At 65.2% G+C, this 23,115-nt stretch carries 24 protein-coding genes; 8 read left to right on the top strand and 16 right to left on the bottom strand.

Going from position 1 to position 23,115, the window contains the following annotated elements; genetic code table 11:
* Positions 1-61: 61 nt before the first annotated feature.
* From rplS to ffh, 5 genes are all read right to left on the bottom strand, one after another.
* Positions 62-448 carry a 50S ribosomal protein L19 gene (gene rplS / locus IVA75_RS10495; RefSeq protein WP_007598824.1) on the bottom strand — a complete coding sequence of 129 codons (387 nt, stop codon included), beginning with the start codon at positions 446-448 and terminating at the stop codon, positions 62-64.
* Positions 449-558: 110 nt separating this feature from the next.
* Positions 559-1,314, bottom strand: coding sequence for a tRNA (guanosine(37)-N1)-methyltransferase TrmD (trmD, locus tag IVA75_RS10490; protein WP_247284937.1), 756 nt, complete (start codon positions 1,312-1,314; stop codon positions 559-561).
* A 117-nt stretch (positions 1,315-1,431) separates the two neighbouring features.
* The gene (rimM, locus tag IVA75_RS10485; protein WP_027566377.1) at positions 1,432-1,989 is read right to left on the bottom strand and encodes a ribosome maturation factor RimM; all 558 of its coding nucleotides are present in this window, start codon (positions 1,987-1,989) and stop codon (positions 1,432-1,434) included.
* Positions 1,990-1,998: 9 nt separating this feature from the next.
* Positions 1,999-2,331, bottom strand: coding sequence for a 30S ribosomal protein S16 (rpsP, locus tag IVA75_RS10480; RefSeq protein ID WP_007598827.1), 333 nt, complete (start codon positions 2,329-2,331; stop codon positions 1,999-2,001).
* 86 nt (positions 2,332-2,417) lie between these two features.
* Complete coding sequence (gene ffh / locus IVA75_RS10475; RefSeq protein WP_247284936.1) at positions 2,418-3,965, bottom strand: signal recognition particle protein; 1,548 nt, start codon at positions 3,963-3,965, stop codon at positions 2,418-2,420.
* 332 nt (positions 3,966-4,297) lie between these two features.
* Between ffh and IVA75_RS10470 the strand changes: the two genes are divergently transcribed.
* Complete coding sequence (locus tag IVA75_RS10470; RefSeq protein ID WP_247284935.1) at positions 4,298-5,362, top strand: MBL fold metallo-hydrolase; 1,065 nt, start codon at positions 4,298-4,300, stop codon at positions 5,360-5,362.
* A gap of 41 nt (positions 5,363-5,403) precedes the next feature.
* Here the strand turns inward: IVA75_RS10470 and IVA75_RS10465 are convergent, their stop codons facing one another.
* A complete protein-coding gene (locus IVA75_RS10465) occupies positions 5,404-6,123 on the bottom strand; it encodes an SIMPL domain-containing protein (protein WP_247284934.1) in 720 nt (239 codons plus the stop codon).
* A gap of 5 nt (positions 6,124-6,128) precedes the next feature.
* The gene (locus IVA75_RS10460) at positions 6,129-6,911 is read right to left on the bottom strand and encodes a GyrI-like domain-containing protein (RefSeq protein WP_247284933.1); all 783 of its coding nucleotides are present in this window, start codon (positions 6,909-6,911) and stop codon (positions 6,129-6,131) included.
* A gap of 219 nt (positions 6,912-7,130) precedes the next feature.
* Here IVA75_RS10460 and dapF point away from each other — a divergent pair, with 219 nt between their 5' ends.
* Together dapF and mtaB are read left to right on the top strand one after the other, a co-directional pair.
* Positions 7,131-8,006 carry a diaminopimelate epimerase gene (gene dapF / locus IVA75_RS10455; RefSeq protein WP_247284932.1) on the top strand — a complete coding sequence of 292 codons (876 nt, stop codon included), beginning with the start codon at positions 7,131-7,133 and terminating at the stop codon, positions 8,004-8,006.
* Positions 8,006-9,259: a tRNA (N(6)-L-threonylcarbamoyladenosine(37)-C(2))-methylthiotransferase MtaB gene (gene mtaB / locus IVA75_RS10450; protein ID WP_247284931.1), complete on the top strand. Its 1,254-nt coding sequence runs from the start codon at positions 8,006-8,008 to the stop codon at positions 9,257-9,259. Before dapF ends, mtaB begins: the two co-directional genes overlap by 1 nt.
* Before the next feature lie 211 nt (positions 9,260-9,470).
* On the opposite strand, the gene IVA75_RS10445 is transcribed toward mtaB, so the two are convergent.
* Both IVA75_RS10445 and IVA75_RS10440 read right to left on the bottom strand, forming a co-directional pair.
* Positions 9,471-10,580 (bottom strand): DUF2336 domain-containing protein, encoded by a 1,110-nt coding sequence (locus IVA75_RS10445; RefSeq protein ID WP_027566384.1) that lies wholly within the window; start codon positions 10,578-10,580, stop codon positions 9,471-9,473.
* Between the two features lie 136 nt (positions 10,581-10,716).
* Entirely contained in the window at positions 10,717-11,418 is a 702-nt protein-coding gene (locus IVA75_RS10440; protein WP_247284930.1) for an RNA pseudouridine synthase, read from the bottom strand.
* Between the two features lie 60 nt (positions 11,419-11,478).
* On the opposite strand from IVA75_RS10440, the gene ftsY reads away from it, so the two are divergent.
* Positions 11,479-12,426 (top strand): signal recognition particle-docking protein FtsY, encoded by a 948-nt coding sequence (gene ftsY / locus IVA75_RS10435; protein ID WP_247284929.1) that lies wholly within the window; start codon positions 11,479-11,481, stop codon positions 12,424-12,426.
* Between the two features lie 3 nt (positions 12,427-12,429).
* On the top strand, positions 12,430-13,032 hold the full coding sequence (locus IVA75_RS10430) for a septation protein A (protein WP_007598838.1): 603 nt from the start codon (positions 12,430-12,432) through the stop codon (positions 13,030-13,032).
* Positions 13,033-13,217: 185 nt separating this feature from the next.
* On the opposite strand, the gene IVA75_RS10425 is transcribed toward IVA75_RS10430, so the two are convergent.
* The 5 genes from IVA75_RS10425 to ccmA all read right to left on the bottom strand — a co-directional run bounded on the left by IVA75_RS10425 (position 13,218) and on the right by ccmA (position 16,404).
* Positions 13,218-13,814 carry a DsbE family thiol:disulfide interchange protein gene (locus IVA75_RS10425; protein WP_247284928.1) on the bottom strand — a complete coding sequence of 199 codons (597 nt, stop codon included), beginning with the start codon at positions 13,812-13,814 and terminating at the stop codon, positions 13,218-13,220.
* 24 nt (positions 13,815-13,838) lie between these two features.
* Positions 13,839-14,024 carry a heme exporter protein CcmD gene (ccmD, locus tag IVA75_RS10420; protein WP_247284927.1) on the bottom strand — a complete coding sequence of 62 codons (186 nt, stop codon included), beginning with the start codon at positions 14,022-14,024 and terminating at the stop codon, positions 13,839-13,841.
* Entirely contained in the window at positions 14,021-14,809 is a 789-nt protein-coding gene (locus IVA75_RS10415; protein WP_247284926.1) for a heme ABC transporter permease, read from the bottom strand. The genes ccmD and IVA75_RS10415 overlap by 4 nt, the downstream gene beginning before the upstream one ends.
* A gap of 91 nt (positions 14,810-14,900) precedes the next feature.
* Complete coding sequence (gene ccmB / locus IVA75_RS10410) at positions 14,901-15,569, bottom strand: heme exporter protein CcmB (protein WP_106945554.1); 669 nt, start codon at positions 15,567-15,569, stop codon at positions 14,901-14,903.
* 232 nt (positions 15,570-15,801) lie between these two features.
* Positions 15,802-16,404 (bottom strand): heme ABC exporter ATP-binding protein CcmA, encoded by a 603-nt coding sequence (ccmA, locus tag IVA75_RS10405; protein ID WP_247284925.1) that lies wholly within the window; start codon positions 16,402-16,404, stop codon positions 15,802-15,804.
* Positions 16,405-16,646: 242 nt separating this feature from the next.
* Here ccmA and acnA point away from each other — a divergent pair, with 242 nt between their 5' ends.
* From acnA to IVA75_RS10390, 3 genes are all read left to right on the top strand, one after another.
* Complete coding sequence (gene acnA, locus IVA75_RS10400; protein WP_027566391.1) at positions 16,647-19,367, top strand: aconitate hydratase AcnA; 2,721 nt, start codon at positions 16,647-16,649, stop codon at positions 19,365-19,367.
* Between the two features lie 233 nt (positions 19,368-19,600).
* On the top strand, positions 19,601-20,377 hold the full coding sequence (locus IVA75_RS10395) for a DUF1223 domain-containing protein (RefSeq protein ID WP_247284924.1): 777 nt from the start codon (positions 19,601-19,603) through the stop codon (positions 20,375-20,377).
* Between the two features lie 597 nt (positions 20,378-20,974).
* The gene (locus IVA75_RS10390; RefSeq protein WP_027566393.1) at positions 20,975-21,343 is read left to right on the top strand and encodes a DUF2794 domain-containing protein; all 369 of its coding nucleotides are present in this window, start codon (positions 20,975-20,977) and stop codon (positions 21,341-21,343) included.
* A gap of 112 nt (positions 21,344-21,455) precedes the next feature.
* Here the strand turns inward: IVA75_RS10390 and IVA75_RS10385 are convergent, their stop codons facing one another.
* Both IVA75_RS10385 and IVA75_RS10380 read right to left on the bottom strand, forming a co-directional pair.
* A complete protein-coding gene (locus IVA75_RS10385) occupies positions 21,456-21,986 on the bottom strand; it encodes a GNAT family N-acetyltransferase (RefSeq protein WP_247284923.1) in 531 nt (176 codons plus the stop codon).
* A 223-nt stretch (positions 21,987-22,209) separates the two neighbouring features.
* A complete protein-coding gene (locus tag IVA75_RS10380) occupies positions 22,210-23,001 on the bottom strand; it encodes a Bax inhibitor-1/YccA family protein (RefSeq protein WP_007598855.1) in 792 nt (263 codons plus the stop codon).
* Between the last annotated feature and the right edge of the window lie 114 nt (positions 23,002-23,115).

The raw sequence follows: 23,115 nt of genomic DNA, 5'->3' as shown, positions 1-23,115 counted from the left end.
ACGCAACAAAAAAGCGCGGGGTTGGGCCCCGCGCTCTCGGTAACTCGCCTGTAAGCGGAGCTTACTCGTTGACGGCAGCAGCCGGGCGGTCCTGCTTCTTCTCGACGATGCGGGCCGACTTGCCGCGAAGGTTGCGGAGATAATAGAGCTTGGCGCGACGGACCTTGCCGCGGCGCACCACCTTGATCGAGTCGATCATCGGCGACATCACCGGGAACACGCGCTCCACGCCTTCGCCGTACGAAATCTTGCGCACCGTGAAGCTCTCGTTGAGACCGCCGCCGGAACGGCCGATGCAAACGCCTTCATAGGCCTGCACGCGGGTGCGGTCGCCTTCGACGACCTTCACGTTGACGATCACGGTGTCGCCGGGGCCGAATTCCGGAATCTCCTTGTTGGCGGAGAGCTTGTCGAATTGCTCTTTTTCGAGCTGTTGGATCAGGTTCATGGGTAAATCTCCATCGGCGCGCCCAGCCTTGGAAAACGGGGGCTGCGCGAAATTCGTTTATCCAGCCATTGCGGATGTGGCCGCTGCTATAAGGCAAGCCGGAGCGTTTGTCACCCGTCTGTCTTGTTTTTTGGCGTTTTTTGGCGTCCGGCCCGATTCGGGACTTTGCTCGGGATCTGGGCCCACAAATCCGGTCGCCGGGCCGCCGTCAGCGCCTCGGATTCCGCCCGCCGCCAGCTGGCGACCTTGGCGTGGTCGCCGGAGGTCAGGATCTCCGGGATCGGGGTTCCCTCGAACAGCTGCGGCCGGGTGTATTGGGGGTATTCGAGGAGACCGTCCGAGAAGCTTTCCTCGGTTCCCGAGGCCTCCTTGCCCATCACGCCGGGCAGCAGCCGAACACAGGCGTCGATCAGGGCCAGGGCCGCGATTTCACCGCCGGAGAGCACGTAATCCCCGATCGAGACCTCCTCCAAACCCCGCCCGTCGATCACGCGCTGGTCCACCCCCTCGAACCGCCCGCAGACGATCAGGGGACCCGGGCCCTTGGCGAGCTCCAGGACGCGGGCCTGGGTCAATGGCCGACCCCTCGGGCTCATCAGCAGTTTCGGCCGGTCCGGGCCAATCCCGGCGGCATCGATGGCCGCCGCCAGAACATCGGCCCGAAGCACCATGCCCGGCCCGCCGCCGGCCGGGGTGTCATCGACGCTGCGGTGGCGGTCGGTGGCCGAGGCCCGGATGTCCCGCGCCTCCAGCCCCCAGAGCCCGCCAGCCAGCGCCCGGCCGGCCAGGCTCACGCCCAGCGGCCCCGGAAACATTTCCGGAAACAGCGTCAGCACCGTCGCGCGCCAGGGTGAGGAGGTGGTCATTGGATCTCAATTATTGTCGTCCCGGACAAGCAGAGCGCAGATCCGGGACCCATAACCACCGCACTTCGTTTTGCGACGGCTGGAGCGATCAGCTTAGCCAAAAATTCTGGCCTGTGGTTATGGGTCCCGGCCTTCGCCCGGACGACTCGGGGAGGAATCCTCCTCCGTGTCCTCTGCCTCGATTTCCTGCGGCAGCGCGATCACGACGCGGCCGCCTGCGATGTCGACCTCCGGCACCACCGCGTCCGTGAACGGCAGCAGCAGCGTGGTGCCTGTGGGCGGCGCGATCTCGATGATGTCGCCGGCGCCGAAATTGTGGATCGCGAGCACGCGGCCGAGCGCATCGCCGGCCGTGGTGACGGCGGCGAGCCCGATCAGATCGGTGTGGTAATATTCGCCCTCGTCCGTCGCGGGCAGTTTTTCGCGCGCGACGTAGAGCTCGATGCCGTTGAGGCGCTCGGCCTCATCGCGGGTCGTGACGCCCTTGAACGTCGCAACCAGATGATCCTTGGCCGCGCGCGCCGTTGCAACCTCGAACTGGCGCTTGCCGTCCTTGGACGAGAGCAGACCGTAGCTCCGCACGGCAAAGGGATCTTCGGTGAAGGTCCACAGTTTGACCGCGCCGCGCACGCCATGCGCGGCGCCGATCCGCGCGACGCAGACCAGCGCCGGCATGATCTCGCCTTAACCCTTCGCGGCGGCTTCGGCCTGCGCCTTGCGCTCCTTGCGCGGCACGGCCTTCTCCGGATTGTTGCGCACTTCGCGCTTCTTGACGCCGGCGGCGTCGAGGAAGCGCGACACACGGTCCGACGGCTGCGCGCCCTTGGCGAGCCACGCCTTCACCTTGTCCATGTCGAGCTTCAGCCGGGTCTCGTTGTCCTTCGGCAGCAGCGGGTTGAAATAGCCGAGACGCTCGATGAAGCGGCCATCGCGGGGGAAGCGCGAATCGGCGACGACGACGTGATAGACGGGGCGCTTCTTGGTGCCGGCGCGGGCGAGACGGATAACGACGGACATCTAAGTTCTCCTTCAAAGTACGTTTTGTTCGGTTGATTGGTATTCCGCGTTGCGCGAGACCGTTGCGATCTCCCGCGACGAATTCCTCATTTCTTCTTGCCGGAGAAACCGCCGAGGCCCGGCAGCATCGGCTTGCCGCTTAGCCCGGTCAGACCCGGAACGTTCGGCAGACCCTGGCGCAGTCCGGCAGGTAAATCCTTCGGCAGGCTGGGCAGACCTTGTCCGCCGCCACCCTGCATCTTCTCCTGCAGCGCCTTCATCTCTTCCGGCGAAGGCGGCTTCATGCCGCCGCCAAAGCCCATCGCCTGCGCGATGCCGGCGAGCGGACCGCGCTTGCCGGAGCCCATGGCCTTCATCATGTCGGCCATGTTCCGGTGCATCTTGAGCAGCTTGTTGACCTGCTCGACGCTCTGGCCGGAACCTGCGGCGATGCGCTTCTTGCGGCTGGCCTTGAGCAGATCGGGATGACGGCGCTCGTCGCGCGTCATGGAATCGATCACCGCGACCTGGCGCTTCAAGATCTTGTCGTCGATGCCGGCGGCCGCGATCTGGTTCTTCATCTTGGCGATGCCGGGCATCATGCCCATCAGCCCGCTGATGCCGCCCATATTGGCCATCTGCGACAGCTGCTCGCGCATGTCGTTGAGGTCGAACTGACCCTTGCGCATCCGCTCGGCGGTGCGCGCGGCCTTTTCGGCATCGATGTTGGCGGCGGCGCGTTCGACCAGCGACACGACGTCGCCCATGCCGAGGATGCGGCCGGCGATACGGTCGGGATGGAAATCCTCCAGCGCGTCCGTCTTTTCACCGGTGCCGAGCAGCTTGATCGGCTTGCCGGTCACCGCGCGCATCGACAGCGCGGCGCCGCCCCGGCCGTCGCCGTCGACTCGTGTCAGCACGATGCCGGTGAGGCCGACGCGCTCGTCGAAGGCGCGCGCGAGGTTGACGGCGTCCTGGCCGGTGAGGCTGTCCGCCACCAGCAGCACTTCATGCGGATTTGCGGCGGCTTTGATCGCGGCTGCTTCCGCCATCATCTCTTCGTCGAGCGTGGTGCGGCCGGCCGTGTCGAGCAGCACGACGTCGTAGCCGCCGAGCTTGCCGGCCTCGAGCGCGCGCTTTGCGATCTGCGCCGGCTGCTGGCCGGCGATGATCGGCAGCGTCGGAATGTCGAGGTCGCGGCCCAGGACGGCCAGCTGCTCCATCGCCGCGGGACGGTAGATGTCGAGCGATGCCATCAGCACCTTGCGCTTGTCGCGCTGGACCATGCGACGGGCGAGCTTTGCGGTGGTGGTGGTCTTGCCGGAGCCTTGCAGGCCGACCATCATGATCGGCACCGGCGGCACGGAATTGATGTCGATGGTCTGGCTTTCGGCGCCGAGCGTGTTGATCAGCTCGTCGTGGACGATCTTGACCACCATCTGGCCTGGGGTCACCGACTTGACGACGGTGGCGCCGATCGCCTGCTCGCGGACCCGCTCGGTGAAGCTGCGCACCACCTCGAGAGCCACGTCGGCTTCCAGCAGCGCGCGGCGCACCTCGCGCATCGCGGCGTCGACGTCCTTTTCGGTCAGCGCACCGCGCCCCGTCAGACGATCGAGAATGCCGCCAAGCCGTTCCGACAGATTGTCGAACAATGCCGTTGTCCTTTTTCACCTCTGCCCGCATGCGCGGAGGAGGGAGCAGAAAATCCAAACACCTTTACGCCCGAGGGCGCACAGCGCTGTCGGGCGTTGGCCTCTGGCCTCTGGGGCCAGTGGGCGGGTCGAAAAGAAAGCCTTTCCGAGAAAGTGGCCGGGTTAAACGCCGCTGCCGCCCGAAAGTCAAGGAAAGTTAGGGGCGCGGAGCGCTATTGCCAGAGCAAACTACTGAAAACAAAGTTCTTTCGGCCGTGGGTTCCTTTTCATCGGGGCCGGCCCATATGACAGCTTGATGTCCCGCCCCTCCGACCGTCCCTGAAGCCAGAACCGTGCCGATCACCCGCCGCCGCCTTTTCGGACTGCTCGCCGGTGCCGGCGCATTGGTCGGCGTGCCCTCCCTTTGGATGTCCCGCATGAAAACCTATGACGGCCCGGTCTCCGACCATTTCGACGGCCTGAACTTCTTCGATCCGGACGGCGTGCCGCCGAAATCGCTTCGGGAGGTCCTGCGCTGGCAATTCGGCGGCAAGCGGCAGCGCGCGAGCTGGCCGGATTGGGCGCCGAGCCCCCATGCCGACACCCCGCCGGACCGCGTCGACGGCGACAAGGTGCGGCTCTCTTTCGTCGGCCACGCCAGCTGGCTGATCCAGACCGGCGGCCTCAATATTCTCGTCGATCCCGTCTGGTCGTCGCGGGTCTCGCCCGTCAGCTTCGCCGGGCCGAAGCGGCACAACGATCCCGGCATTGCGTTCGACAAGCTGCCGATGATCGATGTCGTGCTGGTCTCGCACGGCCATTACGATCATCTCGACATGGCGACGCTGTCGCGGCTCGCCAAGAATTTTGCCCCGCGTGTGGTGACCCCGCTCGGCAATGACGTCACGATGCGCAGCACCGATGCGACGATCAAGGTGGAAGCGTTCGACTGGCACGATCGCGTCGAGCTCGGCGGCGGCATCGCCGTGACGCTGGTGCCGACCCGGCACTGGTCGGCGCGCGGCATGTTCGATCGCAACAAGGCGCTGTGGGCGAGTTTCGTGCTGGAAACGCCTGCGGGGAAAATCTACGTCGTCTGCGATTCCGGCTATGGCGATGGCGGGCATTTCCGCCGTGTCGCCGAGAAGCACGGCCCGTTGCGCCTGGCGATCCTCCCGATCGGCGCCTACGAGCCGCGCTGGTTCATGCGCGATCAGCACATGAACCCGGAAGACGCGGTGAAGGCGCTCGCGGATTGCGGCGCGCAAGCCGCACTGGGGCATCATCACGGCACGTTTCAGCTGACCGATGAAGCAATCGATGCGCCGGCGAAGGCGCTGGGCGAGGCGCTCGACGCCGCAAAGGTGCCGCAGGAGCGGTTCGTGGCGATGAAGCCGGGGCAGGTGGTGGAGATTTAGCTTCGCCGGGACGACAATGGAGTCTGTCGCGGCAGCTGCGCCTACTGCTCTTTCGCCTTGATCGCCCAACTCACATTCACCGTCACCGCCAGCGTTTCCTCGCCGGGCGCAACGGCCGCGCCGCCTGCGGCCATCGGCGCTGCGGCCATGCGTCCCTTGAACAGCGGCATCGGGGCGCCGCCTTCGGACACGCTGAGCGGCGCGCCGAGCGTGACGCCGGTGGCCTTGGCGTAGATCTCCGCTTTGCGGCGGGCGTCTGCGACGGCCTTCTCGCGGGCATCGTCGAGTAGTTTCGAGGCCTGCGTCACCTCGAAGGAGATGTTGCCGATATCGTTGGCGCCGGCGCCGACCAGCGTGTCGATGATGGCGGCGACTTTGGTCACGTCGCGGATCTTCACGATGACGCGGTTTGACGCGCGGAAGCCGACCACGGGCGAGGCGCCGGTGGATTTGTTCTGGCCGTATTGCGGCTGCAGCGACAGCCGCGAGGTCTGGTAATCCTTCTCGTCAATGCCTGCGCCCTTCAGCGCCAGCAGCACCTTGCCCATCGCGGCGTTGTTGGCGTCGGACGCTTCCTTCGCAGACTTGGCGTCGTTGGCGACGCCGGCGTCGATCTGCGCCAGATCAGGCGCGGCGGAGATCGTGGCTTCGCCGCTCACCGAAATCGCGGACGGAAAATCGTCGGCAAGCGCAGGCGTTGCCAGCATCGCGGCGGCAAAGGACGTAACAAGGGAGGTCAAAAGGATGGCAGGCTTTTTCATCGGTCTCACTTCAGCGGCACGAATACATTGATCACGAGCTTGTCCTCGGCCGTCTTCAGGGGATCGGTGAGGTATTCCTCGATGAAGGTGTCCTTGGCTTCCAGCTTCTTGTCGTCGAGGTGATTGGTGATCGCCTCATAGGTGTTGTCCATGTTGTCGTAGGAGCCGCGATGGACGAATTTCAGCGCCTTGCCCTCCGGCGATTTGCCGACGCTCATGTCCTTGGGCAGGTTCTTCGGGTCCTGCTCGACCGGGATCTCGGCCAGGAAGGTGAAGCCGGTGTCGTCGGTCGAGGTGTAGACGATCATTGAATTGCCGGCGTGCTTGATGCCCTGCTTGTCCAGCAGCGTGTTCAGCGCCTTGAAGGCGTCGATCAGCGTGTCGAAGGCCGAGTCCCAATTGGCAGTGCCCTTGACCATCACGACCTTCCTGGGCTCGAGCGTGGTCTCCTGTCCGAACGGATCAGCCGTCTGCACGGGAGCCGGCGTCGCGGCTGCAGCGGGCGGCGGGGCGGGGCTCGGTGAGGCACTGGCTGCGGGCGAGGGCGAGGTTGCAGGGGACGCTGCAGGCGACGTTGAAGGGCTTGGCGAGGCGCTGGCCGCCGGCGAGGGCGTGGCCACGGGTGCAGCGCTCGCGGCCGGGGAGGGCGAAGCCGACGGGGCCGGCGAGGGGCTCGCCGATGCGGCCGGCGCCGGGCTCGGCGTTTGGGCCAGCGTGGCCGACAGACCAAACGACAAGGCCGCTGCCGGAATCAGCGCGGCCAAAGCGAGACGACGAAACCTGAACATTTTTATTCTCCCCAATAGCTTATCCGCCAAGGCCTTACGTCCCCGAGGCCTTAATCCGGCCGCATGTCCCGGTTGCGCGAATTTCGCCGTTCTAACACGCGAGCGCCGAATTCGTCCCATGACAGATGCGTCATGGCAGCGTCCTGGCTCTTGTCGGCAAATCACTGGCCAAGAGGGCCAAGGATCGCCATATAAGGCAGGCGAAATTCGGGAATTTTCATGAGCGCGCTGGCCAACCACGCATTTGCCAAGATGAACGGCATCGGCAACGAGATCGTCGTTGTCGACATGCGCGATTCCGCCACCACGGTCACCCCGGACGACGCCCGTGCGGTGGCATCGGCGCGAGGCGGTGTGCCCTACGACCAGCTCATGGTGCTGCAGAAGCCGCGCTTCGACGGCACCGAAGCTTTCATCAGCATCTACAACTGTGACGGCTCCGAGGCCGGCGCCTGCGGCAACGGCATGCGCTGCGTGGTGCGGCGCGTCTTCGAGAAGACCGGCCAGACCAATGTGACGTTCGAGACGGCCGCGGGCCTGCTCAATGCCTGGCAGGGTCCCGCGCCGGATCTTTATACGGTGGACATGGGCGCGCCGAAATTCGGCTGGCAGGACATTCCGCTCGACCAGGAATTCCGCGACACCCGCTACATCGAATTGCAGATCGGCCCGATCGACAATCCGATCCTGCATTCGCCCTCGGTCGTCAGCATGGGCAATCCGCATGCGATCTTCTGGGTCGATGACGTCAACGCCTACGATCTCGAGCGTTTCGGTCCGCTGCTGGAGAACCATCCGATCTTTCCGGAGCGCGCCAACATCACGCTCGCCCATATCGTCGATCCCCAGCAGATCACGATCCGCACCTGGGAGCGCGGCGCCGGCCTGACCAGGGCCTGCGGCTCGGCCGCATGTGCCACGGCGGTTGCGGCGGCGCGGCTGAAGCGCGCCGAGCGCAATGTCGAGATCGCGCTGCCCGGCGGCAAGCTCGGGATCGAATGGCGCGAGCGCGACGATCACGTGCTGATGACGGGCACAGCGACTTTCGAATATGAAGGCCGTTTCGATCCGGCGCTGTTCGCGCCGGTCGGGTGATGAGCGTCGACATCGTCACCTTCGGCTGCCGCCTCAACGCCTTTGAGGCCGAGGTGATCCGCCGCGAGGCCGAGGGCGCAGGCCTTTCAGATACCATCGTCATCAACAGCTGCGCCGTCACCAACGAAGCGGTGGCGCAGGCGCGCCAGTCGATCCGCAAGCTGAAACGCGAGCGGCCGGCAGCGCGCATCGTCGTCACCGGTTGCGCGGCGCAGACGCAAAGCGGCATGTTCGCCGAGATGGCCGAGGTAGATCGCGTCGTCGGCAATGACGACAAGATGCGGTCGTCCGCATGGCGCGAGGCGCGTGCGGCGTTCGATCTCGGTGCGAGCGAAAAAATCGCCGTCAGCGACATCATGGCGGTGAAGGAGATGGCGCCGCATCTCATCGACGGCTTCGCGAGCGGCCTGCCGCGCGTGTTCGTGCAGGTGCAGAACGGCTGCGACCATCGCTGCACTTTCTGCATCATTCCGTTCGGGCGCGGCAATTCGCGCTCGGTGCCGATGGGCGCGGTGGTCGATCAGGTCCAGGCGTTGGTCGCGCGCGGCCATGCCGAGATCGTGCTTACCGGCGTCGATCTCACCAGCTACGGCGCCGACCTGCCGGGTACGCCGAAACTCGGCCTGCTGACGAAGCAGATTTTGCGGCACGTGCCGGAGCTGAGGCGCCTGCGCATCTCCTCGATCGATTCGATCGAGGCTGACAGCGATCTGTTGGATGCCATCGCTGAGGATTCGCGGCTGATGCCGCATCTGCACCTGTCGCTGCAGTCCGGCGACGACATGATCTTGAAGCGCATGAAGCGGCGGCATACGCGCGGCGACGCCATCGCGTTCTGCGACCAGGTCCGTCGCCTGCGCCCGGACATCGCGCTGGGCGCCGACATCATTGCGGGCTTTCCGACCGAGACCGAGGAGATGTTCTCGCGCTCGCTCGACCTGGTCGAGGAATGCGGCCTGACGTTCCTCCACGTCTTCCCCTATTCGCCGCGTCCCGGCACGCCGGCCGCGCGGATGCCGCAGGTTGCGGGCGGCGCAATCAAGGAGCGGTCGAAGCGGCTGCGCTCGGCCGGTGAGGCTGCGCTTCTGCAGCGGCTGCAAGCCGAGATCGGGGCCACGCGTGAGGTGCTGATCGAGAGCGACGGTCAGGGACGGACGGAGCATTATCTGCCAGTCGCGATTGCGGGCGAGCGTGTGGGCCGCATCGTGCCGCTGCGGATCGCCGGTCGTGATGGCGCGCGGCTGACTGCTTAGCCTCGTTGCGGCGAGTGACGACGCGCTGTACCTCCAGCGTCGTCCCGGCGAAGGCCGGGACCCATACCGCGTGATCTATCGGTGATCCGCGGTGCTTGTCCCAACCAAGCAGAGTAACGGACCGTCGTCGCCAAACTTCTCCCTGTGGTTATGGGTCCCGGCCTTCGCCGGGACGACACCGAGGGTGGAGAAGCAGCGCGCCCCAAACAGCCTACAACGCCCGCACCTGCCAGAACCGCAGCGTCCGCCGCGCATTCTCCGGGGTCATGCGCGCGTAATGGCTTTGAGCCCTTGCGATGTCGGCCGGTTTCATCGCGCCGCTCGCAAAGCGGCTTTGGAGCACGGCGGCGGTGGTTTCCCAGCTGAGCTGCGCCGCCTTGCACGGCACCAGCAGGCCGTCCTCGCGCAGGCTTTGCATCAGCGGGCGAATCACTTCGACGGTCGATCCCGACAATGCGGCCAATGCGGCCACCGCTTCTTCATAACGCCGCTGCGTTGCGAAGCCGAGCAGCGTCGCTTCGCCGAGCTGGCCGGTCGCCTTCAGGCCTGCGACGGCGCGCTTGGCACCTTCGAAATCGCGGACCCCCGACATCTCGCGCTCGACACCGACGGTGACGGCTGCGATCGCGGTCTGGATCTCCTCGAACAGATGCGGCGGCGCGCGCGACAACAGCCGGGTCCGCACGGCGTCCGTTGCCGAGCGCAGCAATTGACGGCGCAGGTCTGACGGCAGATCGACGCGGACGCCAACGCTGACCGCGAGCTCGGGGTCGGCCTCGGCCTGTCCGACGATGACGGCGAATCCGTTGCCGGACACGCGCGCGCCGGGATTGGCGGCGAGCCGGCGGCTGACGCTGGGATAGCGCCGCGCCAGCAATGCATCGGTGACGATCTCCTTCAGCCACCAGCGTCCGGCGACCGCGAGCAGATGCGGCTCGCCCTTGCTCGAGGCGATCTGCACCAGCGCGCCGTCGTCGAGGCGCGCGGATTCCTGCAGCACGGGACCAGCGATGCGGATTTCGTCATTGTTGGCGAGCCGGCGAATGACCGATGGCGGCGCCTGCGCGATCGGCGCGAGCTGCGCGCTGATCTCGGCGAGAGCAACGCGCGCGCCCATGTCGGCGATGGCGCGGAGCTCGATGGTGCCGATCAGCCGATCGAGCACGTCGTCAAACAGTGCGATCTGCTCGTCGTCGAAACTGCCGGCGGAGGACAGGAACAGGTCGGTGACGCGGCGGGCTGTTGCCAGGCCCTTTTCCGCCGAGCCAGTCCGAAGCGCGGACTCGACCTCGTCGATGATCGATAACTCGGCCGTGGACATGACGCGCAGCTCGTCCTGAGCAGATTGACGGAAGCTTGTTCTAAGCAACCGCTATCATTAGCGACGAGCACTGAACGTTTCGTAAACTATAGGCAGCGCTGCGCGGCCTCCTCACCATGAGGGGCGAGCAGTTGGGCTACTCCCCGTTCCACCCGCAGGCGCGGAGCCGCTCGTGCATGTGTGGCGGGGCCGGCGCCACCACGCGGACCGGCTCCTTGTTGCGGGAGATCGGTACCACGATCTCGCGGGAATGCAGGTGCAGCTTCGGCTCGCCGAAGCGCGGGCCGTTGCCGTAAATGTTATCGCCGAAGATCGGCCAGCCGGTCGCCGACGAATGCACCCGCAATTGATGGGTCCGCCCGGTCACCGGTTCCATGGCGAGCCAAGTCAGGCCGTCGCCCCGGCCCATCACCTTCCAGTTGGTGATGGCCTTCTGGCCCTCGGGATCGGGCTTTTGCCACCAGCCGCGTTCGGCGTTCAGTCGCCCGAGGGGCATGTCGATGGTGCCTTCGTCCTCGGTGGGGCCGCCCTCGACGATGGTCCAGTAGGTCTTGCCGATCTTGCCATGCTTGAACAGCAGGCCGAGCGAGGCCGTCGCCTTGCGATGGCGGCCGAGCACGAGGCAACCCGAGGTGTCCTTGTCCAACCGGTGGGCCAGCACCGGCGGCCGCGGCAGGCCGAAACGGAGCGCGTCGAAGGAGGTTTCGAGGTTCGCGCCGCCCTTGGGTCCGCGATGCACCGGCAGGCCGGCCGGCTTGTCGATGACCAGCATCAATCCGTCGCGATGGAGCACGCGCGCCAGGATTTCCTCGGCCGTCAATTCGGGAACATCGAGCAATTGCAGGACTTTCGGTCAAGACTTTCGTTTGCGAGCCGGAACGGCTAACACACCGCCACCATGAACGATACCACCCCCGAGACCCCCAAGCTGAGCTGGTGGCGCCGCCTCTCCGACGGGCTGAAGCGCACCTCGTCCTCGCTCGGGACCGCGGTCGCCGACCTCGTCACCAAGCGCAAGCTCGACCGCGCCATGCTCGACGACATCGAGGACGTGCTGCTGCGCGCCGACCTCGGCACCTCGGTCGCGGTGCGGATCGCGGATGCGGTTGGCACGGGACGCTACGACAAGGCGATCTCGGCGGACGAGGTCAAGGACGTCGTCGCGACCGAGGTCGAGAAGGTACTGGCGGCGGTGGCCAAGCCGCTCGAGATCGACGCCGGCAAGAAGCCGTTCGTCATCCTCGTGGTCGGCGTCAATGGCTCCGGCAAGACCACCACCATCGGAAAACTCTCGCAAAAATTCGCGTCCGAAGGCCGCAAGGTGATGCTGGCCGCCGGCGACACGTTTCGCGCAGCGGCGATCGAACAGCTCAAGGTCTGGGGCGAACGCACGAGGACGCCCGTCATATCAGGTGCGCAAGGCTCGGATTCGGCGAGCCTCGCCTTCAATGCGCTGACGGCGGCGAAGGAGCAGGCCATCGACGTGCTCCTGATCGACACCGCCGGGCGGCTTCAGAACAAGGCCGAGCTGATGAACGAGCTCGAAAAGGTCGTGCGCGTCATCCGCAAGGTGGACGCGACTGCGCCTCATGCGGTGCTGCTTGTGCTGGACGCCACTGTCGGCCAGAACGCGCTATCGCAGGTCGAGGCCTTCCATCGCACCGCCGGGGTCACCGGCCTCGTGATGACCAAGCTCGACGGCACCGCCCGCGGCGGCATTCTGGTGGCGCTCGCGGAGAAATTCAAACTGCCGGTGCATTTCATCGGCGTCGGCGAAGGCGTCGACGATCTCGCGCCGTTCACCGCGCGTGATTTCGCCCGCGCGATAGCCGGAATCGAAAGCTGAAGAATGGACAAGACCCAGCCGCATCCGTTGTTCAAGCTTGCCACCGAGCTTGGCCCGCTGCTCGTGTTCTTCTTCGTGAATGCGAAGTTCAATCTGTTCGCCGCGACCGGCGCCTTCATGGTCGCGATCGTCGCGGCGATGATCGCCTCCTATGTGGTGACGCGCCACATCCCGATCATGGCAATCGTGACAGGCGTCATCGTGCTGGTGTTCGGCACGCTGACCCTGGTGCTGCATGACGAGACCTTCATCAAGCTCAAGCCGACCATCATCTACGCTTTGTTCGCCGCGATCCTCGGCGGCGGCCTGTTGTTCGGCCGCTCCTTCATCGCCGTGATGTTCGACCAGATGTTCAATTTGACGCCGCAGGGCTGGCGCATCCTCACGCTGCGCTGGGCGCTTTTCTTCGCCGGCATGGCGGTCTTGAACGAGATCGTCTGGCGCACCCAGAGCACGGACTTCTGGGTCAACTTCAAGGTGTTCGGCGTCACGCCGATCACCATGATCTTCGCCATCGCCCAGATGCCGCTGACCAAGCGCTACCACCTCGAGCCGGCGTCGCTGGAAGCCAGCGAGGCCGAGGCGGGCGATGTGAGGAAGGGGTAATGTCTCTCAAATCGTCATTGCGAGCCCAGCGCAGCTACATACTCGGCTGTCATCGCCCGGCTTGACCGGGCGATCCAGTATTCCAGAGACAGTCGTGAGGTACGGAGGAGCTGCGGCGTACTGGATGCCCCGGTCAAGCCGGGGCATGACAGCGGTCTTTGGGGTTTCTCACACTGACGACAGAGCTAGCTCCCGGCCGCCTTCAACGCCTTCTCCATCTGCGGCAACAGCACCGTCCGCAAGTTCTCCGGCGTGATCGGCCCGACCAGCTTGTAGACGATGGTGCCTTCGCGACCGACGACGAAAGTCTCGGGCACGCCATAGACGCCCCATTCGATCGAGGCGCGGCCATTGGCATCGACGCCGACGTGGCCGAACGGGTTGCCGTAGCGCCCCAGGAAGCGCCGCGCATTGTCGGCGGCATCCTTGTAGTTGATGCCGACAAGCTGGAAGCGTTTGTCTTTTGCCAACTCGGTCAGCAGCGGCGCCTCGTCGTGGCACGGCACGCACCAGGACGCCCAGACATTGACGAGGCTGACCTTGCCCTTGAACGCAGCGGGATCGAGGCCGGGGATCTGCGTGTTGTCAGCCTGCAATCCCTCGAGCGGCGGCAGCATGGTTTGCGGCACGGGCCGTCCGATCAGCGCGGAAGGGATCCGCGAGGGATCGCCGCTGCCGAGCCGGAACCAGAACAGCAACGCCAGGCCGATGAACGCAATCAGCGGCAGCACCATCAGGAAGGTGCGGCGCTGCGGCGGAGCGGAGGTCGATTGCTCGCTCATGATTGATCTCTCATGCTCGATCTCTCATGGCCGATCCGTCGCGCTACGGCCGGAGCGGCGGGTCACGCCGCTGCGCTCGAGCTCGCGCAGGCGCTGTGTCTGGCTACGATAATCGAGCACGATCCAGCCGATCAGGATCACGACCACGAGGCCGGCCGCGGCATAGGACGTCACGATGAAAGACGCGTAGGGACCGAGCGACATGATCATGCAGCCCCAGCTTCTTTTGACGTGCTGCCCTCGCGCGAGCCGGTGCCGACTTCTGAAAACACCACACGGCTCGCCTGCATCATCTGCAGGGACCGCACGCGTCGACGCAAGATCTCGTTGCGCATCGCCGCCAGATGCAGCGTGACGAACAGCAGGGTGAACGCGATCGCCATCACCAGCAGCGGAATCAAAAAGGATTTGTCGAGCGACGAGCCGCCCATCCGCATCACCGAGGCCGGCTGGTGCAGCGTGTTCCACCAGTCGACCGAGAACTTGATGATCGGCAGGTTGAGCGCGCCGACCAGCGTCAGCACGGCGGCGGCGCGCGCCGCGCGGGAGGGATCGTCGACGGCGCGCCACAGCGCCATCAGGCCGAGATACATCAGGAACAGGATCAGCACCGAGGTCAGCCGCGCGTCCCATTCCCAATAGGTGCCCCACATCGGCCGGCCCCACAGCGAGCCCGTCAGCAGCGCAAGGAAGGTGAAGCTGGCACCGATCGGAGCAGCCGCTTTGGCGGCGACGTCGGCGAGCGGATGCCGCCACACCAGCGTGCCCAGCGAGGCGATGCTCATCACGCCCCACACGAACATCGACAGCCAGGCATTGGGCACGTGGATGAACATGATCTTCACGGTCGCGCCCTGCTGATAGTCGTCGGGCGCGGTGGCGGACTGATAGAGCCCGATCGCGAGCAGGATGATTGTCGCAGCCGCAAGCCATGGCAGCAGCCGCGCCGTCAGCGCGAGGAACCGTGTGGGGTTGGCGAGGTCGATCAGCGTCATGGTATCCTGATAATCACAGGTAAGCGCTCACGCAATCAGCACGAAAGTCCGCAGCGAAAGTTGATCGGGGTCAAGGTCAGTCCAGTCCATCTCAATCCAGCCCATGCTTCAGGCTCGCCGCAGCCGCGAAGGGCCCGATTACGAGGCTGACCAGCGACAGCGCGCACAGGATCGAGAACGGCGCGCCGAATGTCATGGGGCCGACGATTGCCGCCTGCGAGGCCGCGACGCCGAAGATCAGCACCGGTATCGACAGCGGCAGCACCAGGACCGCCATCAGCAAGCCGCCACGATGCAGCGTCACCGCCAGCGCTGCGCCGATCATGCCGGTAAACGTCAGCGCCGGGGTGCCGGCGAGCAGCGTCAGCGCTACCGCGCCGGTTGCGACCATGTCGAGGTTGAGCAGCAGGCCGAGCACGGGGGTTGCGACGATCAGCGGCAGGCCGGCGGCCAGCCAATGCGCCAGCGCCTTCGCCGCGCAGGCGAGTTCCAGCGGCGTCCGGCTCATCGTGATCAGGTCGAGCGAGCCGTCCTCGTGGTCAGCCATGAACAGCCGGTCCAGCGTCAGCAGGCTCGCCAGCAGCGCCCCCAGCCACAGGATCGCCGGCCCGAGCCGCGACAGCAGTGCCAGATCCGGCCCCACCGCAAACGGCATCAGCACCACCACGGTCAGGAAGAACAGCACGCCAATCAACGCCCCGCCGCCGACGCGGAGCGCGATCCGGATGTCCCGGCGAATGAGGGCAGACAGGGCGGTCATGGGGGGCTCCCATCGTGCCTGAGGCACGGTGCGATCCCTCCCCCGCTTGCGGGGGAGGGTTGGGGAGAGGGTGTCTCGACAACGAAGATTCCCCCAGCGGAGAGAACCCTCACCCGGCGCTGCGCGCCGACCTCTCCCGCAAGCGGGAGAGGCGAGGGAGCCCGCGGCGACGACTGCGTCCCGGGTGCGAGAGCGGCGACCGGCCGCTCGAAAAGCTGAGGGTCCACGGGAATCATGCCGTCCCCCCGATCCGCAGCTCCCGCGAATCGATCCCGAGCGGGGCGTGGGTGGCGGCGATGATCAGGCCGCCGCGGCCGAGGTGCTCGCGCATCAATCCGGAAAACATGTCCTGGCCCGCGACATCCAGCGCCGTGGTCGGCTCGTCCAATAGCCAGACCGGCCGGCGGACGGTCAGCAGGCGGGCCAGCGAGAGCCGGCGGCGCTGGCCGGCGGACAGGAAGGCGGCGGGCAGATCGGCGGCATGGTCGAGCCCGACGGTGGCGAGGCTCTCGCCGGCATCGAAACGCTCCCCGCCGAGAAAATCGGCCCAGAATGTCAGATTCTCCGCCACGCTCAGCGCCGGCTTCAGGGCGTCGCGATGGCCGAGATAGTGGCATTGCTCCGGCAATGTCAGCTCGGAATCGCCTCCGTCCAGCGCGATCGTGCCGCCCGCCGGAATGAGCAGGCCCGCGATCAGCCGCAGCAGCGAGGTCTTGCCCGATCCATTGCGGCCGACGACCGCCACGGCTTCGCCGGAGACGGCCCCGAAATCGAGCCCGGAAAACACCTCGCGGCCGCCCCGCACGCAAATGACCCCATGTCCGGAAAGCTGCATCTCGCCTCGTACCAACCCGCTCAACGTCAGGCCTCAGGAAAACTTGGGGTAGCGTATGGGAATTTTTGGCTCGCGGATTGCCGCGGCACGTTTGTGGCTGTGGCGGCGCGGTTAGAAAGCTTCTATAAGCCCGGAACTACTTGATGCAGCAACTCAACCTGCCCCTGCAAGCGACTCAGCCTGACTACGCTGACGGTGTTAAAATACCCTGCCGGGTATAACTAACAATTGGGATTTCCTACATGACCTCGCTCGACAGCTTCAAATGCAAAAAGACCCTCAAGGTCGGCGCCAAGACCTATGTCTATTACAGCCTGCCCACGGCCGAGAAGAATGGTCTGAAGGGAATTTCGAAACTCCCCTATTCGATGAAGGTCCTGCTCGAGAACCTGCTCCGCAACGAGGACGGCCGCTCGGTCAAGAAGGAAGACATCGTCGCGGTGTCGAAATGGCTGCGCAAGAAGTCGCTGGAGCATGAGATCGCCTTCCGCCCGGCGCGCGTGCTGATGCAGGACTTCACCGGAGTCCCCGCCGTGGTCGATCTCGCCGCGATGCGCAATGCGATGCAGAAGCTCGGCGGCGATGCCGAGAAGATCAATCCGCTGGTGCCGGTCGATCTCGTCATCGACCACTCCGTGATCGTGAACTTCTTCGGTGACAACAAGGCCTTCGGCAAGAACGTAACCGAGGAATACAAGCAGAACCAGGAGCGCTACGAGTTCCTGAAATGGGGCCAGAAGGCGTTCTCGAACTTCTCCGTCGTGCCGCCCGGCACCGGCATCTGCCACCAGGTCAATCTCGAATATCTCTCCCAGACGGTCTGGACCAAGAAGGAGAAGATGACGGTCGGCAAGAAGACCGGCACCTTCGAGGTCGCCTATCCCGACTCGCTGGTCGGCACCGATTCCCACACCACCATGGTCAACGGTCTCGCCGTGCTCGGCTGGGGCGTCGGCGGCATCGAGGCCGAAGCCTGCATGCTCGGCCAGCCGCTGTCGATGCTGTTGCCCAACGTCGTCGGCTTCAAGCTGAAGGGCGCGATGAAGGAAGGCGTCACCGCGACCGATCTCGTGCTGACCGTGACGCAGATGCTGCGCAAACTTGGCGTCGTCGGCAAGTTCGTCGAGTTCTTCGGCCCCGGCCTCGATCATCTTTCGGTCGCCGACAAGGCGACGATCGCCAACATGGCGCCCGAATATGGCGCGACCTGCGGCTTCTTCCCGGTCGACGCCGCCGCGCTCGATTATCTCAAGACCTCCGGCCGCGCCTCGGCGCGCGTCGCGCTGGTGCAGGCCTATGCGAAGGCGCAAGGACTGTTCCGCACCGCCAAGTCGCCCGATCCGGTGTTCACGGAGACGCTGACGCTCGACCTCGGTGACGTCGTGCCATCGATGGCCGGCCCGAAGCGCCCCGAAGGCCGCATTGCGCTGCCGTCCGTGCCCGAGGGTTTCTCGCTCGCGCTCGCCAGCGAATACAAGAAGGCCGAGGAGCCGGGGAAGCGCTTCGCCGTCGACGGCAAGAAGTTCGACATCGGCCATGGCGACGTCGTGATCGCCGCGATCACCTCCTGCACCAACACCTCGAACCCGAGCGTGCTGATCGGCGCCGGTCTGCTGGCGCGCAACGCCGCCGCGAAGGGCCTCAAGGCAAAGCCGTGGGTGAAGACCTCGCTGGCACCCGGCAGCCAGGTGGTGGCGGCCTATCTCGCCGATTCCGGTCTCCAGGCCGATCTCGACAAGGTCGGCTTCAACCTGGTCGGTTTCGGCTGCACCACCTGCATCGGCAATTCCGGTCCGCTGCCCGAGGAGATCTCGAAGTCGATCAACGACAACGGCATCGTCGCGGCTGCGGTGCTCTCCGGCAATCGCAACTTCGAAGGCCGTGTCTCGCCGGACGTGCAGGCGAACTACCTCGCCTCGCCGCCGCTCGTGGTCGCTCATGCGCTCGCGGGCACCGTCACCAAGAACCTCGCCATCGAGCCGCTCGGTGAAGGCAAGGACGGCAAGCCGGTGTACCTCAAGGACATCTGGCCGACGACGAAGGAGATCAACGCCTTCATGAAGAAGTTCGTGACCGCGTCGATCTTCAAGAAGAAGTATGCCGACGTGTTCAAGGGCGACACCAACTGGCGCAAGATCAAGACGGTCGAGAGCGAGACCTATCGCTGGAACATGAGCTCGACCTATGTGCAGAACCCGCCCTATTTCGAAGGCATGAAGAAGGAGCCGGAGCCGGTCACCGACATCGTCGAGGCCCGCATCCTTGCCATGTTCGGCGACAAGATCACCACCGACCACATCTCGCCGGCCGGTTCGATCAAGCTCACCTCGCCCGCCGGCAAATATCTCAGCGAGCACCAGGTGCGTCCGGCCGACTTCAACCAGTACGGCACGCGCCGCGGCAACCACGAAGTCATGATGCGCGGCACCTTCGCCAATATCCGCATCAAGAACTTCATGCTCAAGGGCGCGGATGGAAATATCCCCGAGGGCGGTCTGACAAAACACTGGCCAGACGGCGAGCAGATGTCGATCTACGACGCCGCGATGAAGTACCAGCAGGAGCAGGTGCCGCTGGTGGTGTTCGCCGGCGCCGAATACGGCAACGGCTCCTCGCGCGACTGGGCCGCGAAGGGCACGCGTCTGCTCGGCGTGCGTGCCGTGATCTGCCAGAGCTTCGAGCGCATCCACCGCTCCAACCTGGTCGGCATGGGCGTGCTGCCGCTGACATTCGAGGACGGCACCTCCTGGTCGTCGCTCGGTCTGAAGGGCGACGAGAAGGTCACGCTGCGCGGCCTCATCGGCGACCTCAAGCCGCGCCAGAAGCTGACCGCGGAGATCGTCTCCGGCGACGGTTCGCTGCAGCGCGTTTCGCTGCTCTGCCGCATCGATACGCTGGACGAGCTCGAATATTACCGCAACGGCGGCATCCTGCACTACGTGCTGCGCAAGCTCGCGGCGTAAGCGCGGATTTGTGAACGGTGGCTCACTGCGAAGTGAGTAGTAGGTTACACGAAGGCGGCCTATCACAAGGCCGCCTTCACGCGTTTGCGGCAGGCTTCGGATGGCCCGCCCGGCGGAGAACCTCACGCCCTGGAAGGCTGCTGTGGCGGACGAATGCGTGAGGCCCGTAAGACTACGGTGACCATCCGGCGGTAAGGTTTCCCTCTCGCGAGCAATGGTGTGCGGCGTTCGACATGACAACAATGACGGCTTCTCATCTGGTTTCACGTTGGTCCGGCGCCCTCTGGTCGGGTGCACTTGGTCTCTGTGCGATCGTCGCCGTCATTCGTCCTGCCGAGGCTGATCCCCGCGCCGTTGTCGAATTGTTTACCTCGCAGGGCTGCTCGTCCTGCCCGCCGGCCGACAAGATCATCGGCGACCTCGCCCGCGATCCCTCGATCATCGCGCTGAGCATGCCGATCGACTATTGGGACTATCTCGGCTGGAAGGACACATTGGCCGATTCGCGCTTCTCTGCACGGCAGCGTGCCTATTCGCGCATGCGCGGCGACCGCGAAGTCTACACGCCGCAGGTCGTAGTCAACGGCTCCACGCATGTCGTGGGCAGCGATCGCACCGGCATCGAAAGCGCGATCGGCAAAACTGACGCGGGCACTGGTGTGATGAGCGTACCGGTGACGATGTCGCTCGCGGGCAAGCAGATCAACGTCTCGGTGGCCGCGAGCAAGGAGCCGACGGCGTCCCACGGCGAGGTCTGGATCTGCTCGATTGCGAAGTCGGTGCCGATCGCGATCAGCCGCGGTGAAAATCGCGGACAGCAGGTCATCTATCACAACGTGGTGCGCAACCTGCTCAAGGTCGGCGACTGGACCGGCCGTCCGGAAAGCTGGACGGTGCCGATCGAGAACCTCACGCGCGACGGCGTCGACGGTGCTGTGGTCTACGTCCAGGACGGCAGCCGGGAAAAGCCGGGCCCGATGCTGGGCGCGGCGTACACGTCGCTGCACTAACGCGCGCACTTCGAATTTTCCGATTCAAGCACAGTCTCAATCCTCATGGTGAGGAGCGCGCTCTTGCGCGCGTCTCGAACCACGCAGGCCCTGCTGAGGCAGCTCGGCCTCGATCCTTCGAGACGCCGCTTCGCGGCTCCTCAGGATGAGGGGAGGGAGTGTTCTCGCTGATGAGGAAGAGATCCGTCGAGGCGGAAACATCCCGACACAAACAAAACCGGCCCAAACAAAAAAGGACCAACTCGCGTTGGCCCTCCTTGTCGTGCGAACAGACCCGATCCTGACGGCCCCGGGGGGCTGGGGGCTGAGGAATCCGGAACCGAAAGGACCGGGTCAACGCACACAGGTCTTTTCGCAATGCAGGGCGGCAGTCGCTTGGCGGAAAAGCGGCGACACTATGATTCCTGCTAACAATCCCGTGACGGTTTGCCGCGACAGAGTTCCACCGCTGCGTGTGGGCGGTTTGCTCCGGTCCAACGTCCTTACAGGGCCCCTTGCAGTGGGGAACAGTTGGCGCGATCATGCAACTGTCATGATCCGCGGTTCCGGGGACGGTCTTCGCGGACGCGGTCATGCTGATACGACAGGAGGCAGCCTATGAGTCTGTCGGAGGATGCCGATCCGAGCGAACAGCGCGCGGCGGCGCGCCCCGCCGCTTCGAATGCGCAACCGAGCCGCGTAACGTTCAACCGGCTCGAGCTGCACCGTATTCTCAATCTCTACGGCCGGATGGTCGCCGACGGCGAGTGGCGCGACTACGCCATCGACTTCCTCAAGGATCGCGCCGTGTTCTCGGTCTTTCGCCGCGCTTCGGAAGTGCCGATCTATCGCATCGAGAAGGATCCGCGCCTCGCGCGCAAGCAGGGCATGTACAGCGTGATCTCGGCGACGGGCCTGATCCTGCGCCGCGGCCACGAGCTGGAGCGCGTGCTCCTGGTGATCGATCGCAAGCTGGCGGTGGTGTAGCGGCGCGCTCGGTGCTGTAGGGTGGGCAAAGGCGCATCGCGCCGTGCCCACCATCTTTCGTCAAACGCGTTGGTGATGGTGGGCACGCTTCGCTTTGCCCACCCAACGAGACCTATTTTGTCGGCACGCTCTTCGCGCCCTCGCCAAGATCTCGCTGCATCATCACCGTGTCCAGCCAGCGGCCGAATTTGAGCCCGACGCTGGGGTGCGTGCCGATCATCTTGAAGCCGCCCTTGGTATGCACGCCGATCGAGCCGGCATTGGCGGAATCGCCGATCACGGCGATCATCTGGCGGAAGCCGCGCGCCTCGCATTCGACGATCAACCGCTCCAGCAGGAGCGCTCCGAGGCCACGGCGGTGGAATGCTGGATCGAGATAGATCGAGTTCTCGACCGTGAAGCGGTAGGCCGGCCGCGGCCGGTAGGCGCCGGCATAGGCGTAGCCGGCGACGCGCCCGTCGAGGATGGCGACGAAATAGGGATAGCCGCCGTCGATCAGCGTGCGGTAGCGGCGCGTCATCTCGGTGAGGTCGGGCGGCTCCAGCTCGAACGTCGCGGTGCCCTCGCGGACAGCCTGCTGGTAGATGGCGGTGATGGCGGGCAGGTCGGCCTCAAGGGTGGGCCTGATTTCGGGTGCGGACATGCCGCAAGATTAGAGCCTTCCCGGGACGACTGGAAGAGGCAACGGCCTCCCCACGCCGCCATTGCGAGCGGGACGAATCAATCCAGAAATGCGTCCGTGGAGGGACTCTGGATTGCTTCGTCGCAAGAGCTCCTCGCAATGGCGGTGGTTGAGGGAACATCACGCCCAAACAAAAACCCCGGCCTTTCGGCCGGGGCTGGTGTCGTTCGCTCTGGTCTGACGCTTAGTCGCGCTGGCCGAGGAGCTGCAGGAGCAGCGTGAACAGGTTGATGAAGTTCAGGTACAGCGACAGCGCGCCGGTGATGGCCGCACGCTCTGCGATGTCACCGCCGGCCGAGGCGTAGCCATAGATGTAGTCGTTCTTCAGCCGCTGGGTATCCCAGGCGGTGAGGCCCGCGAACACCAGCACGCCGACCACCGACACGACGAACTGCAGCACCGAGCTCGCCAGGAACAGGTTCACCAGGCTCGCGATGACGATGCCGATCAGGCCCATGAACAGGAACGAACCCATTCCGCTCATGTCACGCTTGGTGGTGTAGCCGTAGAGGCTGAGCGCGCCGAAGGTCGCCGCGGTGATGAAGAACACCCGCACGATCGAGGTGTGCGTGAACACCAGGAAGATCGAGGACAGCGAGACGCCCATCAGCGCCGCGAACACCCAGAACAGGATCTGGGCGGTCGAGGGAGCGAGACGGTTGATGCCCGCCGAGATCACGAACACCATGGCGAGCGGCGCGAGCATGAACAGCCACTTCAGGGGGCTGACGAACATCGCGTAGCCGAACGGCGTCAGGAACAGCTTGCCGACGCGGACGGCTTCCGGGGTCGGAACATCCGTCACGGCGGCCATGTAGACGCCGAGCGCGGCCAAGCCGGTGATGGCCAGGCCGATGCTCATGTAGTTGTAGATGCGCAGCATGTAGGCGCGCAGGCCGGCATCGACCGTCGCGGCGTCAACACGCCCGGCGGCCCTGCCGAAAGGAGAAGCGTAATTGCGGTCTAGGTCCGACATGGTCGAATTCCCGTTGGTTGGTCCGGTCCGGCATGAGGGTCGCCACGCCGCCGGTTCGTCAAATTCTATCTCGGATACCGATGTCTGCCGACTAAATTTTGGCTAACAATCCGG

Origin of the sequence: Bradyrhizobium sp. 134 (genome assembly GCF_023074155.1) — a bacterium.
Classification (GTDB): Bacteria; Pseudomonadota; Alphaproteobacteria; order Rhizobiales; family Xanthobacteraceae; genus Bradyrhizobium.
This window is presented reverse-complemented; position numbering and strand designations above follow the sequence as displayed.